Consider the following 13,909-nt stretch of genomic DNA (forward strand, 5'->3'; position numbering starts at 1 on the left):
CGGTCGGACAGCGGACGCGGTCTGGTACGTGCGATTCCAAGGCGGAGGAGGGAGTCAACGCGGAGCGTTGGCGACCGACGACAACGCGGGAAGCGTGCGCGCCAGGGCGTGGCCGCCCGGTCGGAGGCCACCCGGCAGGCTCCAGGGCCTGTCCGGCGGATCAGGGGTCGGACGGGTTCTGGCAGCCCGCAAGCCCCAGGCACCCGGATCAGAAGTGGAAGAGTCGAACCTATGCAGGTCTGGCCGGGACAGGCGTATCCCCTCGGTGCCACGTACGACGGCGCCGGGACCAACTTCGCGGTCTTCTCGGAGGCCGCCAGACGAATCGAGTTGTGCCTGCTGCACGACGACGGTTCCGAGACGGCGGTGGAGCTCAGGGAGACGGACGCCTTCGTCCGCCATGCCTATCTGCCCGGCGTGATGCCCGGTCAGCGGTACGGATTCAGGGTCCACGGGCCGTACGAGCCGGAGCGCGGCGCCCGCTGCAATTCGGCCAAACTGCTGCTCGACCCGTACGCCCGCGCCGTCGCCGGGCAGATCCGCTGGGGCGAGGCGGTGTACGGCTATCCGTTCGGCCGGCCCGACGCGCGCAACGACCTCGACTCGGCGCCGCACACCATGACCTCGGTCGTGGTCAACCCGTACTTCGACTGGGGCGACGACCGGCGGCCCCGTACGGACTACCACCGCACGGTGATCTACGAGGCCCATGTGAAGGGCCTGACGATGCTCCACCCGGGACTGCCCAAGGAGCTGCGCGGCACCTACGCGGGGCTGGCCCATCCGGAGGTGATCGCCCATCTGACCGAACTGGGCGTCACGGCGATCGAACTGATGCCGGTTCACCAGTTCGTCCAGGATCACCGGCTGGCCGACGCGGGGCTGGCCAATTACTGGGGCTACAACACCATCGGCTTCTTCGCCCCGCACAACGCCTACGCCTCCTGGGGCGACCGCGGCGAGCAGGTGCTGGAGTTCAAGCAGGCCGTGCGGGCGCTGCACCAGGCCGGCATCGAGGTGATCCTCGACGTGGTCTACAACCACACCGCGGAGGGCAACCACCTGGGTCCGACGCTCTCCTTCCGGGGCCTGGACAACGCCTCGTACTACCGGCTGGCGGACGACCAGCGGTACTACATGGACACCACGGGGACCGGGAACTCCCTGCTGATGCGGTCGCCGCACGTGCTCCAGCTGATCATGGACTCGCTGCGGTACTGGGTCACGGAGATGCACGTGGACGGCTTCCGCTTCGATCTGGCGGCCACCCTGGCCCGGCAGTTCCACGAGGTGGACCGGCTGTCGTCCTTCTTCGACCTGGTGCAGCAGGACCCGGTGGTCAGCCAGGTGAAGCTGATCGCCGAGCCGTGGGACGTGGGCGAGGGCGGCTATCAGGTGGGGAACTTCCCGCCGCTGTGGACGGAGTGGAACGGCAAGTACCGGGACACCGTGCGCGACCTGTGGCGGGGCGAGCCCCGGACCCTCGCCGAGTTCGCGGGAAGGCTGACCGGCTCGTCGGACCTGTACCAGGACGACGGCAGGCGGCCGCTCGCCTCGATCAACTTCACCACCTGCCACGACGGATTCACGCTGCACGACCTGGTCTCGTACAACGACAAGCACAACGAGGCGAACGGCGAGGGCAACCGGGACGGCGAGAGTCACAACCGGTCGTGGAACTGCGGCGCGGAGGGGGACACCGACCAGCCGGAGGTCCTGGATCTGCGGATGCGGCAGATGCGGAACTTCATCGCCACGCTGATGCTGTCGCAGGGCGTGCCGATGCTGAGCCACGGCGACGAGTTCGCGCGGACGCAGCAGGGCAACAACAACGCGTACTGCCAGGACAGCGAGTTGTCGTGGGTGCACTGGCCGGACCCGGAAGAAGCCGCACAGGACGACGTGGAGGAGGCCGGCCGGGACGGGGAGAGCGGCCTCGGCAGCAGCCTGCTGGAGTTCACCCGGGCGATGGTCTGGCTCCGCCGCGACCATCCGGTCTTCCGTCGCCGCCGGTTCTTCCACGGCCGTCCGGTCGAGGGCACCCACGACGAGCTCTCCGACATCGCGTGGTTCACGCCGGAGGGCCGCGAGATGACGCAGCGGGACTGGCAGGCCGCACATGCCAAGGCGCTGACGGTCTTCCTCAACGGACACGCGATCTCGGAGCCGGGGCCGCGCGGCGAGCGGATCTCCGACGACTCGTTCCTGCTGATGTTCAACGCGAGCGCCGAGACGCTGGAGTTCTCCGTTCCGGTGAACCTCGGCCGGCAGTGGCTGGTGGTGGTCGAGACGGCCCGCCCGGTCGGAGTCATGCCCGGCTCGGGGCCGAAGGTGGCGGCGGGCGATCGGGTGACGCTGGTCGGACGCAGCATGGCCGTGCTGCAGCGGCCCGCGTAGGGCGTGTCCGGCGGCCGGGGCACACCGCCGGTCGAGCCCTTTGCGGCGTTCCGTGACACAGAAGCCGCCAGGCTGGGTACGAACGTCCGCATGACGCCCACCGCCACCTACCGGCTCCAGCTCCAGCCCGACTTCCCGTTCCCGGCCGCCGGGGAGGCCGTGCCGTATCTCGCCTCGCTCGGCGTCTCCCATCTGCATCTGTCCCCGGTCCTGGAGGCCGTGCCCGGCTCCCGGCACGGCTACGACGTCGTCGACCACGGCCGGATCCGCGCCGAGCTCGGCGGTGAGGAGGGGCTGCGGGAGCTGGCCCGCACGGCGCGCGGGCACGGTCTCGGACTGATCGTGGACATCGTGCCGAACCACATGGCCGCCGTCCCCCGCCACAACCACGCGCTGTGGGAGGTGCTGCGCGAGGGTCCCGGGTCCCCGTACGCCCGCTGGTTCGACATCGACTGGGCGGCGGGCGGCGGCAAGGTGCTGCTGCCCGTGCTCGGCGGGCGGATCGGCGACGAGTTCGGCAGGCTCCGGGCCGACGGGGACGTGCTGCGCTACGGCGAGCAGGAGTTCCCGCTGCGGACCGGCACCGCCGGTCTGCCGCTGCCCGAGCTGCTGGACGCCCAGCACTACCGGCTGGGCTGGTGGCGGCTGGCCCGCACCGAACTGAACTACCGGCGCTTCTTCACCATCTCGGAGCTCATCGGGGTGCGGGTGGAGGACCCCGAGGTCTTCGCCGCCACCCATGGCAAGATCCTCGAACTGGTCCGGGACGGTGTCGTGGACGGGCTGCGCATCGACCACCCCGACGGGCTGGCCGACCCCGCGGCCTACCTGGAGCGGCTCTCGGCGGCGACCGGCGGGCGGTGGACCGTGGTGGAGAAGATCCTCACCGGCGGGGAGCCGCTGCCCGCGGACTGGGCCGTCGCGGGGACGACCGGGTACGACGTGCTGCACCGCGTCGACGGCCTGTTCGTCGACCCGATGGGCGCGGCGGAGCTGGTCGGCCGCTACCGGGAGTACGCGGGCCCCGCCGGCGACCGCGGCGGTCACTGGACGGCGACCGTGCGCCGTGCCGCGTACCGGGTGGTGACGCACGAACTGGCCGCCGAGACGGAGCTGCTGACCCGGCTCGCGGTACGGATCTGCGCGGACGACCCCGCGCTGCGCGACCACGCCCCGTGGACGCTGCACGCCGCGGTGCGCGAACTGCTGGTGCGGGTACCGGTCTACCGCCCGTACGCGACGGCCGGCGGGCCCTGCACGGCGACGGCCGAACAGGCGCTGCCGGACGCGGTCGTGCGGGACGCGAAGGCGGTGTTCGCCGTCGCGGAGGAGGCCTCTGCCGTCGACGTGGTCCGGGAGCTGGCTCTGGGGCGGCTGGGAGAGGGGCCCGAACGGGCCGCGTTCTGTGCCCGGTTCGCCCAGACCGCTTCCGCGTTGCGCGCCAAGTCGGTCGAGGACACGGCGTTCTACCGGTACGTGCCGTTGATCTCGGCCAACGAGGTGGGCGGCGAACCCGGGCAGCCCGCGGTGGCGCCGGAGGAGTTCCACGCGTTCTGTGCCCGGCTGGCCCGCGACTGGCCGGCCACCGGCACGGCGCTGACCACCCATGACACCAAACGGAGCGCCGATGTGCGGGCCCGGATCGCGGTGCTGACGGAGTGCCCGGAGTCGTGGTCCGGGCTGCTGACGGAGCTGGAGCGGGCCACGCCGGCCACCGCGCCCGACGCCCAGCTCGCCTGGCAGGCCTGGCAGACGGCCGTGGGCTGCGCGAAACTGCCCGGCCGCGAGATGGCGGGCCGACTGGAGCCCGCGCTGCTGAAGGCGGTCCGCGAGGCGGGGCTCTTCACCAGCTGGACCGAGTCCGATCCGGGGTACGAGCGGGCGGTGACGGACTTCGTCGCGGCCGGTCCGGCCGCGGGCTCCGGTCCGGTGCGCGAGATTCTGGAGCGGTTCGCGAGCAGGCTCGACCCGTATGTGCGGGCGAATGTGCTGGGGGCGGCGCTGGTGCATCTGACGATGCCGGGTGTGCCGGATCTGTACCAGGGCACGGAGCGGGAGTATCTGGCTCTGGTCGATCCGGACAACCGGCGGCCGTTTCGCGAGCCGTCGCTGGACGGGGCCCTCGGCGAGAAGGGCGAGCTGACGGCGGCCGCCCTGCGGCTGCGGCGCGAGCGGCCGGAGGTGTTCGGCGAGTGCGGTACGTACACCGCGCTGGACGCCCGTGGCCCGGCGGCCGCACACTGTCTGGCGTTCTGCCGCTCGGGCGAGGTGGTCACCGCGGTGACCAGGCTGTCGCTGCGGCTGGCGGAGTCGGGCGGCTGGCACGACACGGAGCTGGCGCTGCCCGACGACGGGCCGTGGAGCGATCTGCTGACGTCCGGCCGGGAGTTCGCCGGGGGATCGGTCGCGCTCCGCGAGCTCTTCGCCGTGCGGCCGGTGGCGCTGCTCAGCCGGGCCGGACGAGGAGGGCCCGCGGGCCGCGGGTGAGCAGCCCGGCGCCGGCCGGGCGGAATCCGTCGGCCCAGCGGAGCCGGGGCATCGCGTCGAGCAGCGCGCCCAAGCCCTGCCGGGCCTCCAGCCGGCCGAGCAGGACGGCCGGGCAGGCCGCGGGGCCGGTGAGGGACCGGCCCTGGTCGCGGCGGAAGGGATCGAAGAGGTCGGGGGCGGCGAACCGTGCCGGATCGCGGCCGGCCGCGCCGGTCAGGCAGGCGACGTCCGCCCCGGCGGGCAGGGTGCCGCCGCTGAGGGCGACCTCGGTGACGGTGCGGCGCAGCACCACCTGGACCGGCGGGTCGCGGCGCAGCGACTCGGTCCAGGCCCGGTCGGCCAGGGCGGGTTCGATGCGCAGGGCGGCGAGGAGGTCGGGGGCGTCCAGCACATTGGCGAGGAAGGAGGCGAGCGCCCGCTCGCGGAGGCCGGTGTGCCGGGTGCAGGGTGCGGCGGCGGTGCCGGTCACGATGCCTGTCCCGGGGCCGGCCGGCCGGTGCGGCCGGACGCTCTCGCCGGGGGCGGCACCGACCGGCAGCCAGCGGCAGAACTCCTGGACCAGGTCGGCCTGTTGACGGCCGGCGATCCGGCGCGCCAGGACGTACGCGGTCCGCTCGATCCGCGCCGCCGTGTGACGTGGTACCGGGCCGGGGTACGGCATGTGAGGGTGCACCGGGCCTGGCGCGGCCGTGCGGTGCTTGCGGGGTGCGCAGAGGGGGCCGCCGTGGCAGAGGCCGAGCGGGGCGGGACCGCCACGGGGTCCGGTGTCGTGCGGGAGGCCGGCGAACCGGGGGTCGGTGAGGGCGGTGGCCACGTCCGCGTACCGGCTGACCAGCCAGGCGCCCAGGGGTGCGTCGTAGCTGAGCGGGTACTCCTCGCGCAGGACGCGGTAGAGCCGGTACGGGTCGTGCGCCGCGCCGGGTGAGAGCAGGCTGGGGCCGGTGCTCGGGCGGGGGCCGCGGGCCGGCCTGCCGGTCCGGCGGCCGCGTTCCGCCGCGGGTATGCCTTCCGGCGCGTCGGCCTGCATCGGTACCCCCCGGGCGTCAGGGCGCCGGTGTGCGGCGCGGTTTCCCCCAGCGGACCACCACCGGCGGCGTCACGCAGCCGGCGTACGGCCGTCCGGGTGACGGCGGTGCGCCCGGTCGGGGGCTCGGTCCGCCGGCGTCCGGGGGCGGAGCGGCCAGGAGGCCCCCAGCAGGTCCGTGAACGCGGCGGCGGCCCCGGTGAGTTCGACCCGGGAGAAGACCGCCAGCCGGCGCCGCCACGGAGGTTCCACGGCCAGGACCGCGCAGTCCTCACCCACCGCGCCCCGGACCACGTGCGCCGGTGCCGTGGCGACCCCGACCCCGGCCGCCGCCATCCGCACCGCCGTCGACGTGTGTTCGGTGCGCACCGCCGTACGGGGTGTGAAGCCGGCCTCTCCGCAGGCCAGGTCGAGGAAGGGCCGGCCCTGGACCACGGGTTCCATCGCGCAGCGCACCCAGGGCCGGTCGGCCAGCTCCCGCAGGCGGACCGAGGTGCGTCCGGCGAGCGGGTCGTCGAAGGGGACCACCAGGACGATGTCCTCCTCGCCGACCGGGACGACCGGCCCCGGCCAGTGCGCGGGCGGCGGACCGACGGCCAGGTCGGCGGTGCCGCGTTCGAGCTGTTCCTCCAGGGCTTCCGGGGTGGCGTACTCGTGGAGGACCAGGCCCACCCCGGGATGCGCCCGGCGCCAGCGTGCGAAGACGTCCGGGAGGATGCCGACGGCCACCGCGTGCACCGTCGCGAGGTGCAGTTCACCGCCCTCCGCGCCCGCCGCGGCCCGCGCCGCCCGCGTGGCCCGCTCCGCGCTGCGTACGGAACGCTCGGCGTGCGGCAGGAAGGCACGCCCCATCGGGGTCAGGCGCACACCGCGCGGCAGCCGTTCGAGCAGGGCGCCGCCGACGGCCCGCTCCAGGGCTTTGATCTGGTGGGAGAGCGCGGGCTGGGTGACATGGAGGAGCTCGGCGGCCCGGGTGAACGACGACTCCTCGACGGCCGTGAGGAAGTACTCCATCTGCCGCAGGCTCATCGCGCTCTCCCCCGTGGTCCGTACCCATAAGGACTGTGCATCGGTCCCACAGAAACATTGCCTTGGACTCATGGCAAGCACCGGCCGGAGGCTGAGGCCATGACACGGACAGCGGCAACGGCAACGGCAACGGCAACGGGTGAGAACGGTACGGAGACCGATGTCCTGGTGATCGGCGGTGGCACCGGCGGATACTCCACCGCCCTGCGGGCCGCTTCCCTCGGTCTGGACGTGGTCCTCGTGGAGCGCGACAAGGTGGGCGGCACCTGTCTGCACCGCGGCTGCATTCCCAGCAAGGCGATGCTGCACGCCGCCGAACTCGTGGACGGCATCGCGGAGGCCCGGGAACGATGGGGGGTGAAGGCGACCCTGGACTCGGTGGACTGGCCGGCCCTGGTCGCCACCCGGGACGACATCGTGGCGCGCAACCACCGCGGCGTGGAGGACCACCTCGCGCACGCGGCGGTCCGAGTGGTGCGCGGGAGCGCCGAGTTGACCGGTCCGCGCAGCACGCGTGTCACCGGGCACGGGACGGTCGTGGCACGCCGCGGCATCGTCCTGGCGACCGGTTCGCGACCGCGCATGCTGCCGGGTCTGAAGGCGGACGGGCACCGGGTGGTCACCAGCGACGACGCGCTGTTCGCGCCGGGGCTGCCGCGGACCGTCCTGGTGCTCGGCGGCGGGGCGATCGGCGTCGAGTACGCCTCGTTCCACCGGTCGATGGGCGCCGATGTGACCCTGGTGGAGGCCGCGGAGCGGCTCGTGCCGCTGGAGGACGCCGATGTGTCGCGCCATCTGACCCGCGGTCTGAAGAAGCGCGGGATCGATGTGCTCACGGGGACGCGGCTGACGGACGCGAGCATGCTGGACGACGGGGTGCGCGCGGCCCTGCGCACCTCGCGCGGCGAGATCCGGACGGTGCGGGCGCAGCGGCTGCTCGTCGCGGTGGGGCGGGCTCCGGTGACCGAGGGGCTGGGGCTCGCGGCGGCGGGGCTGGCCGCCGACGAGCGGGGCCATGTCGCGCCCGCCGACTGGTCACGTCTCGAAACGCCGGTGCCGGGCATCCACGTGGTGGGCGATCTGCTGCCGCCGCCGTCCCCCGGGCTGGCCCACGCGTCGTTCGCGGAGGGGCTGCTGGTCGCCGAGACGCTGGCCGGTCTGCCCTCACCGGCGGTGGACTACGCCGCCGTCCCCCGCGTCACGTACTCGTCCCCGCAGACCGCCGCGGTGGGTCTGACCGAGGCGGAGGCCCGTAACGCCGGGCACGACGTCACGGTGGGCAGTATGCCGCTGACAGCGGTGGCCAAGGGGATGGTGCACGGGCGGGGCGGCATGGTGAAGGTGGTCACCGAGCGCGGCGGCCGGGTGCTCGGGGTGCATCTCGTCGGACCGCATGTCTCCGAGATGATCGCCGAGAGTCAGCTCGTCGTCGGCTGGGACGCCGAACCGGCCGATGTGGCCCGTCACATCCACGCCCATCCGACGCTCTCCGAAGCGGTCGGCGAGGTCTTCCTCACCCTCGGCGGACGCGGGCTGCACCAGCGGCCCTGAACCGGCCGGCCTCCGGGCGTGGGCTCTCAGTCCGGGGGCGGGAGGACGGGCGCGGAGAGCCGGAAGCTCATCCGTCCGAAGCTCACCTGGTCCCCGTCGCGGACCGGGACCGTGCCGGTGACCCGCTGGCCGTTGACACAGGTGCCGTTGGTCGAGCCGAGGTCGCGCAGCAGCCAGCAGCCGCCCCGCACGGTGAGCTCGGCGTGCATCCGGGAGACGGTCTCGTGGTTGAGCCGCAGACCGTTGCCGGGGTCACGGCCGATCAGCAGGGGGTGCGGGCCGGGGGTGGGGAGGAGGAGCTTCGGGAGCCGCTCGGTCTGCCAGACCCGGCGCACCCGGCCGGGGAATCCGGACACCCCGCCCACGACCCGGAGTATCCGCCGTGACCAGCGGCCCTCGCCCTCCAGGTCGGCGGTGAGTGCGTCCAGTTCCTCGGAGCGCCGGGCGGTGAGGGCCAGTTCCATGCGCCGCATGAAGGTGTCGTGGGACAGCTTTCCCTGTGCCGCGCCGTCTCTGAGTACGCCGAGCACACGGTCGCGCTGGGCGTCGGACAGCCGCACGGAATATGTGTGGGACTCGAAGGGGGACGTCACGCCGCCAATTGTCGGTCCGACCGCCCCGGAGTGTCCAGAAGGGACCCGTGTCCCGCCCCGGGCCCGCGCGGAACGCCCCGCCGCGAATGTCCCCGGCACGGCCGCGGATCCGTTGCTACTGTCTCCCGCCGCGGGCTGCCCGGTATCCGCCGGAAGACACGCCTGCGCACACCCGAGGAGCTTGTGTGACCCTTGCACCACAGGAACTGACCGTCCGTCCGCTCGCCGGTCCCGAGGAACTCGGGCTCTTCCGCCGACTGTCGTACACGCTCGATCACGAGCTCGCCGACGACCTGGAGAGCGGGCGTCGACGTCCCGAGTGGATGTGGGTGGCGATGCGCGGCGAACGCCTGGTGGCGCGGATCGCGTGGTGGAGCCTGGACGGGGAAAAGCCGCTGCTCCTCGATTTCTTCGACCTGGACGACACCCTGCCCGATCCCGAACGCGGCGCGGTCGGCCTGGAGCTGCTGGAGACGGCAACGGCCGCGGTCGTACCGGCCGGCACCCCGCGGCCCGAGTACGGGCGCTTCGTACCGGCCGACTGGCGCGAGGACCCGGCCGTCCGTGACGCCGTCGAGGCCCGGATCCGGGTCATGGAGCGTTCCGGTGCGCGGATGCTGGTCGAGCGGCTCCGTCTGGAGTGGCGCGCCGGCACGCCGGTCCCCGCCGGCAGCGGCCGGCTCCGGTTCCGCCCGGTCGACGGCCGCGAGGATCTCCTCGCGCTGATGACACCGGTGATGGAGGGCACCCTCGACGCCCACGGGCAGGCCGACCTGGCCTCCGGGCTCGGTGCCCGCGAGGCCGCCGAGAAGCACTACGACGAGGAGCTGGCGAAGTACCGGACTCCGCGCGAGTGGTGGCGGATCGCCGAGCTTCCGGACGGTGAACCGGTCGGGTTCGTGATCCCGGCGCGCAATGCCTACAACCCGATCATCGCGTACATCGGTGTGCTGCCCGCACGGCGCGGCCGCGGCTACATCGACGACATCCTCGCCGAGGGCACCGGGGTGCTGGCCGCGCAGGAGGGCGTGGAGCGCATCCGGGCCGCCACCGACCTCGGCAACGTACCGATGGCCGAGTCCTTCGCGCGCCTCGGGTACGTGAACTTCGAGCGGTCCTTCGACATGGTGTGGGACTGAATTCGGTGGACGGTCCTGCGGGCCGACGGTTAAGGTGACGGCACCGCCCGAGAACCGAGGAAGGAGGCGAGAACCGTGCGTACACCCACTGCTGTGTTCCCGCGCTCCCGTCCCGTTCGCCGGGCGGTTTCGGTTTCGGTCTGACCGGGAGCGCACCGCTTCTTCCGGAGGACTGTTCCATGACCGATCTGGTCATCCGCGCGCTCACCGAGAGCGACGCACATCTTTTCCACACCCTGCCGGGCCGTGACCTCGTCGGCCGCGCCGCGTTCGGGCACCACTACGCCACCACGGACGACGGCGGCGACTACCGCCCCGAGTGGACCTGGGTCGCCCTGCGCGACGGTGTCGTGGTGGCCCGTGCCGCCTGGTGGGCCGGGCCGCACGACACCGAGCCGATGCTGCTCAACTGGTTCGACTTCGCGGACGGCGAGGAGGCGGCGGGCGCCGAACTGCTGCGCCGCGCCCCGCTGTACGCCGAGTACGAACTGATCCTGCCCGCCGACTGGCGGGAGCGGCCCGATGTCCGGGCCGCCGCGCAGGGCCGGATCTCCGCCGCCCGCGCGGCCGGGATGAAGCCGCTGGTCGAGCGGTACCGCTACGAGTGGACACCGGAGTTCGGCCTGCCCGAGCGGCCGGGGCGGCTGGAGTTCCGGCCGGAGCCGGACGACGAGGTGATCCTCGATGTGCTGCGCCGGGTCCACTCCGTCACGCTGGACGCCCACGCCCGGCGGGCCATCGAGGGCCCCGGCGGTCTGGAGCAGGCCGCGCGGGAGGAGCTCGACTTCTTCCACTGGTGCCCCTCGCCGCGCTCCTGGTGGCAGCTGGCGTACACCCGCGACGGTGAGCTGGCGGGCATCCAGGTGCCCGCCCACAACCCGTCCGGGCCGTGCATCGGCTTCATCGGCGTCGTGCCCGAACAGCGGGGTCACGGCTACGGGTACGACCTGCTCGCGGAGTGCACGCACTTCCTCGCGGCCGAGGGCGCCGGGTTCATCGCGGGCGCCACCGACCGGGGCAATGTGCCGATGGCGGCCGCGTTCGCGCGGGCCGGTCATCGCATCAACCAGGAACGCATCCATCTGGTGTGATTTCACGGGTGAGTTCCGCCAGCCATTCCAGGCGGAGCCGCTGCTCGGCGGGGATCGTCGCGTCCTCGCCGCGCGGCCCCACGTTGAGCAGCAGGTTGCCGCCGTCGGCCGCCGTCTCCCGTACCAGCGACTCCAGTGCCTCGCGGCCGAGGTACGCCTCGGGCGGGGAGTTGCGGTTGTAGCCGAAGCTGTGGTCGATGCCGCGAGTGATCTCGTACGGGTCGGGGCCGCTGTAACGGGCGAATTCCGGGGTGCGGAAGTCGTAGTACGGGGGCCGGCGCGGGACGAAGCCCTCGCCCTGGGCGACGGTGCGGCGTTCCCAGCTGTCGTACAGGGCCTTGGCGCCGGGCAGCCGCAGTGCGCGCCACATCGGTGCGTACGGGAACAGCCGGTCGTTGACGACGCCGTGCGGGACGGCGAAGCGGTAGTACTCGACGATCCGCTGGACATCGGTGCGGGAGCCGGGCCAGGCGATGTCGTTCCACAGGATGTCGGGGCGGTGGCGGCGGATCAGTTCGCGTATCTGGGCGCCCGCGTAGGCGGGATAGCCGCCGCGCGGTACGGCCGAGACGGTGTCCGCGCCCGTTCCTATGGGGCGGTCGTCGAAGGTCCAGTCGAGTCCGCCGGAGTAGTAGACCCCGAAACGCAGCCCCTCGGCCCGTACCGCTTCGGCGAACTCACCGACGACGTCCCGTGTGGTGTGCCAGCGGGCGCGGTGCGGGTTGGCGGCCTCGGAGGGCCAGAGGCAGAAGCCGTCGTGGTGCTTGGTGACGAGGACGGCGTAGCGGGCACCCGCGGCGCGGAAGCCGCGGGCCCACTCGGTGGGGTCCCAGCTCGCCAGGGCGTCGTTGAAGTCGCCCCCGAAGGCGGTGTAGGGGCGGGCTCCGTAGGTCGCGCGGTGGTGGGCGGAGACGGGGCTGCCGGGGAACCGGAGCGCGTTCTCGTACCACTCGGCGTACGACGTCCAGCCGAGCGGCGCGCGGCGGCCGGCCAGGGGGAGTTCGTCCGCCGGGACGTACGGCGGGGCCCAGCCCGGTACCGAGGCGGGCGTCCAGTGCACGAAGATCCCCAGTCCGGCCCGGGTCCACCATGAAGCAACCATGCCGCGAAGTATGGATCACACCGTGGGCGGTCCGTCAGGCCGGTGTGCCGGACCGCCCCGCCTTCTGCGTGCGGATCAGCTCGCGGTACCAGGCGTACGAGTCCTTGGGGGTCCGGCGCAGAGTCTCGTAGTCGATGTGCACCAGGCCGAAGCGTTTGCTGGCGCCCTCGGTCCACTCGACGTTGTCGGTGAGCGACCAGGTGAAGTAGCCGCGTACGTCGACGCCCGCGTCGATGGCCGTACGCAGGGCCCGCAGGTGCCCTTCGAGGTAGGCGATGCGGCGGGTGTCCTCGGCGGGCTCGTCGACGGCGCAGCCGTTCTCGGTGATGTAGAGCGGCGGGAGCCGGTCGCCGAAGCGGTGGTGGAGCTGGACGAGGGTCTCGCGCAGGCCGTCGGGGACGACGGGCCAGCCGAAGTCGGTCTTCTCGTAGCCCTCTATCTCGCGGATGCCGAAGGGGAGTTCGGCGGGCATCCGGAAGCCGGAGAAGGTGTCCTGGGCACCGGCGTCGGGGGCGCCGACGAGGGTGGGGCTGTAGTAGTTGACCCCGTACCAGTCGAGTGGGGCGGAGATGGTCGTCAGGTCGTCCTCGACCGGTCCCGGCATCAGTGCGGCGAGGTTCTCGTCGGGGTAGCGGCCGGTGAGGAGCGGGTCCGCGAACAGCCAGTTGGTGATCGTGTCGTAGAGCCGGGCGCCCAGGCGGTCCTCGTCGCGGTCCCCGGCGGTCCAGACGGGGGTGTGCGAGACGGCGATGCCGATGTTGTCCGCGCCCTCGCCGCGCAGGGCCCGCACGGCCAGGCCGTGGGCGAGGAGCTGGTGGTGGGCGGCGAGCAGGGCGTCGAAGAGGAGGGCGCGGCCGGGTGCGTGCTCGCCGAGGGCGTAGCCGAGCATCGTCACCTCGGCCGGTTCGTTGATGGTGATCCACATCGGTACGCGGTCGGCGAGGCGCTCGGCGACGATGCCCGCGTACTCGGCGAAGCGGTAGGCGGTGTCCCGGTTGAGCCAGCCGCCCTCCTCGTCCAGCGGGAGCGGGGTGTCCCAGTGGTAGAGGGTGGGGGCCGGGGTGATGCCGTGGGCGCAGAGTTCGTCGACGAGGCGGTCGTAGAAGTCGAGCCCCTGCGGGTTGACCGGTCCGCTCCCGCCGGGCACCACGCGCGGCCAGCTGACGGAGAACCGGAAGGCGTCGGCGCCGAGGCCGGCCAGCAGGGCGACGTCCTCGCGGTAGTGCTGGTGGAAGCCGGTTGCGCGGGTGGTGTCGGTGCCGTCCTTGATCCGTCCGGGCTGTGCGGCGAAGGCGTCCCAGCCGGAGGGGCCCTTGCCGTCGGTGTCGGCCGCCCCCTCGGTCTGGAACGCGGACGCGGAGGCTCCCCAGAGGAAGCCGGGCGGGAACGACGGCACGGTCATCTCGGCCTCCACAGCCGTAAGGGGGAGTGCGTATTGAGCGGAACCTGGCGGGGCAATGATCAGAGCCAGACCTTAATCGCCAGTAACGGGCTCG

The 13,909-nt window shown here is 72.9% G+C and carries 10 protein-coding genes; 5 read left to right on the forward strand and 5 right to left on the reverse strand.

What is annotated here, in order from left to right:
- Positions 1-231 precede the first annotated feature (231 nt).
- Positions 232-2,397 carry a glycogen debranching protein GlgX gene (glgX, locus tag ACWCPY_RS10885; protein ID WP_451263993.1) on the forward strand — a complete coding sequence of 722 codons (2,166 nt, stop codon included), beginning with the start codon at positions 232-234 and terminating at the stop codon, positions 2,395-2,397.
- 90 nt (positions 2,398-2,487) lie between these two features.
- Entirely contained in the window at positions 2,488-4,884 is a 2,397-nt protein-coding gene (gene treY, locus ACWCPY_RS10890) for a malto-oligosyltrehalose synthase (protein ID WP_451263994.1), read from the forward strand.
- Here the strand turns inward: treY and ACWCPY_RS10895 are convergent.
- Positions 4,844-5,911, reverse strand: a complete 1,068-nt coding sequence (locus tag ACWCPY_RS10895; RefSeq protein ID WP_451263995.1) for a cytochrome P450 — start codon at positions 5,909-5,911, stop codon at positions 4,844-4,846. The genes treY and ACWCPY_RS10895 overlap by 41 nt on opposite strands.
- Before the next feature lie 69 nt (positions 5,912-5,980).
- Positions 5,981-6,937, reverse strand: a complete 957-nt coding sequence (locus tag ACWCPY_RS10900; protein WP_451263996.1) for a LysR family transcriptional regulator — start codon at positions 6,935-6,937, stop codon at positions 5,981-5,983.
- Between the two features lie 99 nt (positions 6,938-7,036).
- Between ACWCPY_RS10900 and lpdA the strand changes: the two genes are divergently transcribed.
- Positions 7,037-8,488, forward strand: coding sequence for a dihydrolipoyl dehydrogenase (gene lpdA, locus ACWCPY_RS10905; protein ID WP_451263997.1), 1,452 nt, complete (start codon positions 7,037-7,039; stop codon positions 8,486-8,488).
- Positions 8,489-8,514: 26 nt separating this feature from the next.
- On the opposite strand, the gene ACWCPY_RS10910 is transcribed toward lpdA, so the two are convergent.
- Positions 8,515-9,081, reverse strand: a complete 567-nt coding sequence (locus ACWCPY_RS10910) for a DUF1707 and FHA domain-containing protein (protein WP_451263998.1) — start codon at positions 9,079-9,081, stop codon at positions 8,515-8,517.
- A 185-nt stretch (positions 9,082-9,266) separates the two neighbouring features.
- Between ACWCPY_RS10910 and ACWCPY_RS10915 the strand changes: the two genes are divergently transcribed.
- Positions 9,267-10,220: a GNAT family N-acetyltransferase gene (locus ACWCPY_RS10915; protein ID WP_451263999.1), complete on the forward strand. Its 954-nt coding sequence runs from the start codon at positions 9,267-9,269 to the stop codon at positions 10,218-10,220.
- A 179-nt stretch (positions 10,221-10,399) separates the two neighbouring features.
- Positions 10,400-11,311: a GNAT family N-acetyltransferase gene (locus tag ACWCPY_RS10920; protein ID WP_451264000.1), complete on the forward strand. Its 912-nt coding sequence runs from the start codon at positions 10,400-10,402 to the stop codon at positions 11,309-11,311.
- Here ACWCPY_RS10920 and ACWCPY_RS10925 read toward each other — a convergent pair.
- Together ACWCPY_RS10925 and ACWCPY_RS10930 are read right to left on the reverse strand one after the other, a co-directional pair.
- Positions 11,283-12,413, reverse strand: coding sequence for an alpha-L-fucosidase (locus tag ACWCPY_RS10925; protein WP_451264001.1), 1,131 nt, complete (start codon positions 12,411-12,413; stop codon positions 11,283-11,285). The two genes, ACWCPY_RS10920 and ACWCPY_RS10925, sit on opposite strands and share 29 nt — an antisense overlap.
- 34 nt (positions 12,414-12,447) lie before the next feature.
- Positions 12,448-13,815, reverse strand: coding sequence for a GH1 family beta-glucosidase (locus ACWCPY_RS10930; RefSeq protein ID WP_451264002.1), 1,368 nt, complete (start codon positions 13,813-13,815; stop codon positions 12,448-12,450).
- Positions 13,816-13,909: the final 94 nt, after the last annotated feature.

Source organism: Streptomyces sp. NPDC002403 (assembly GCF_053593015.1).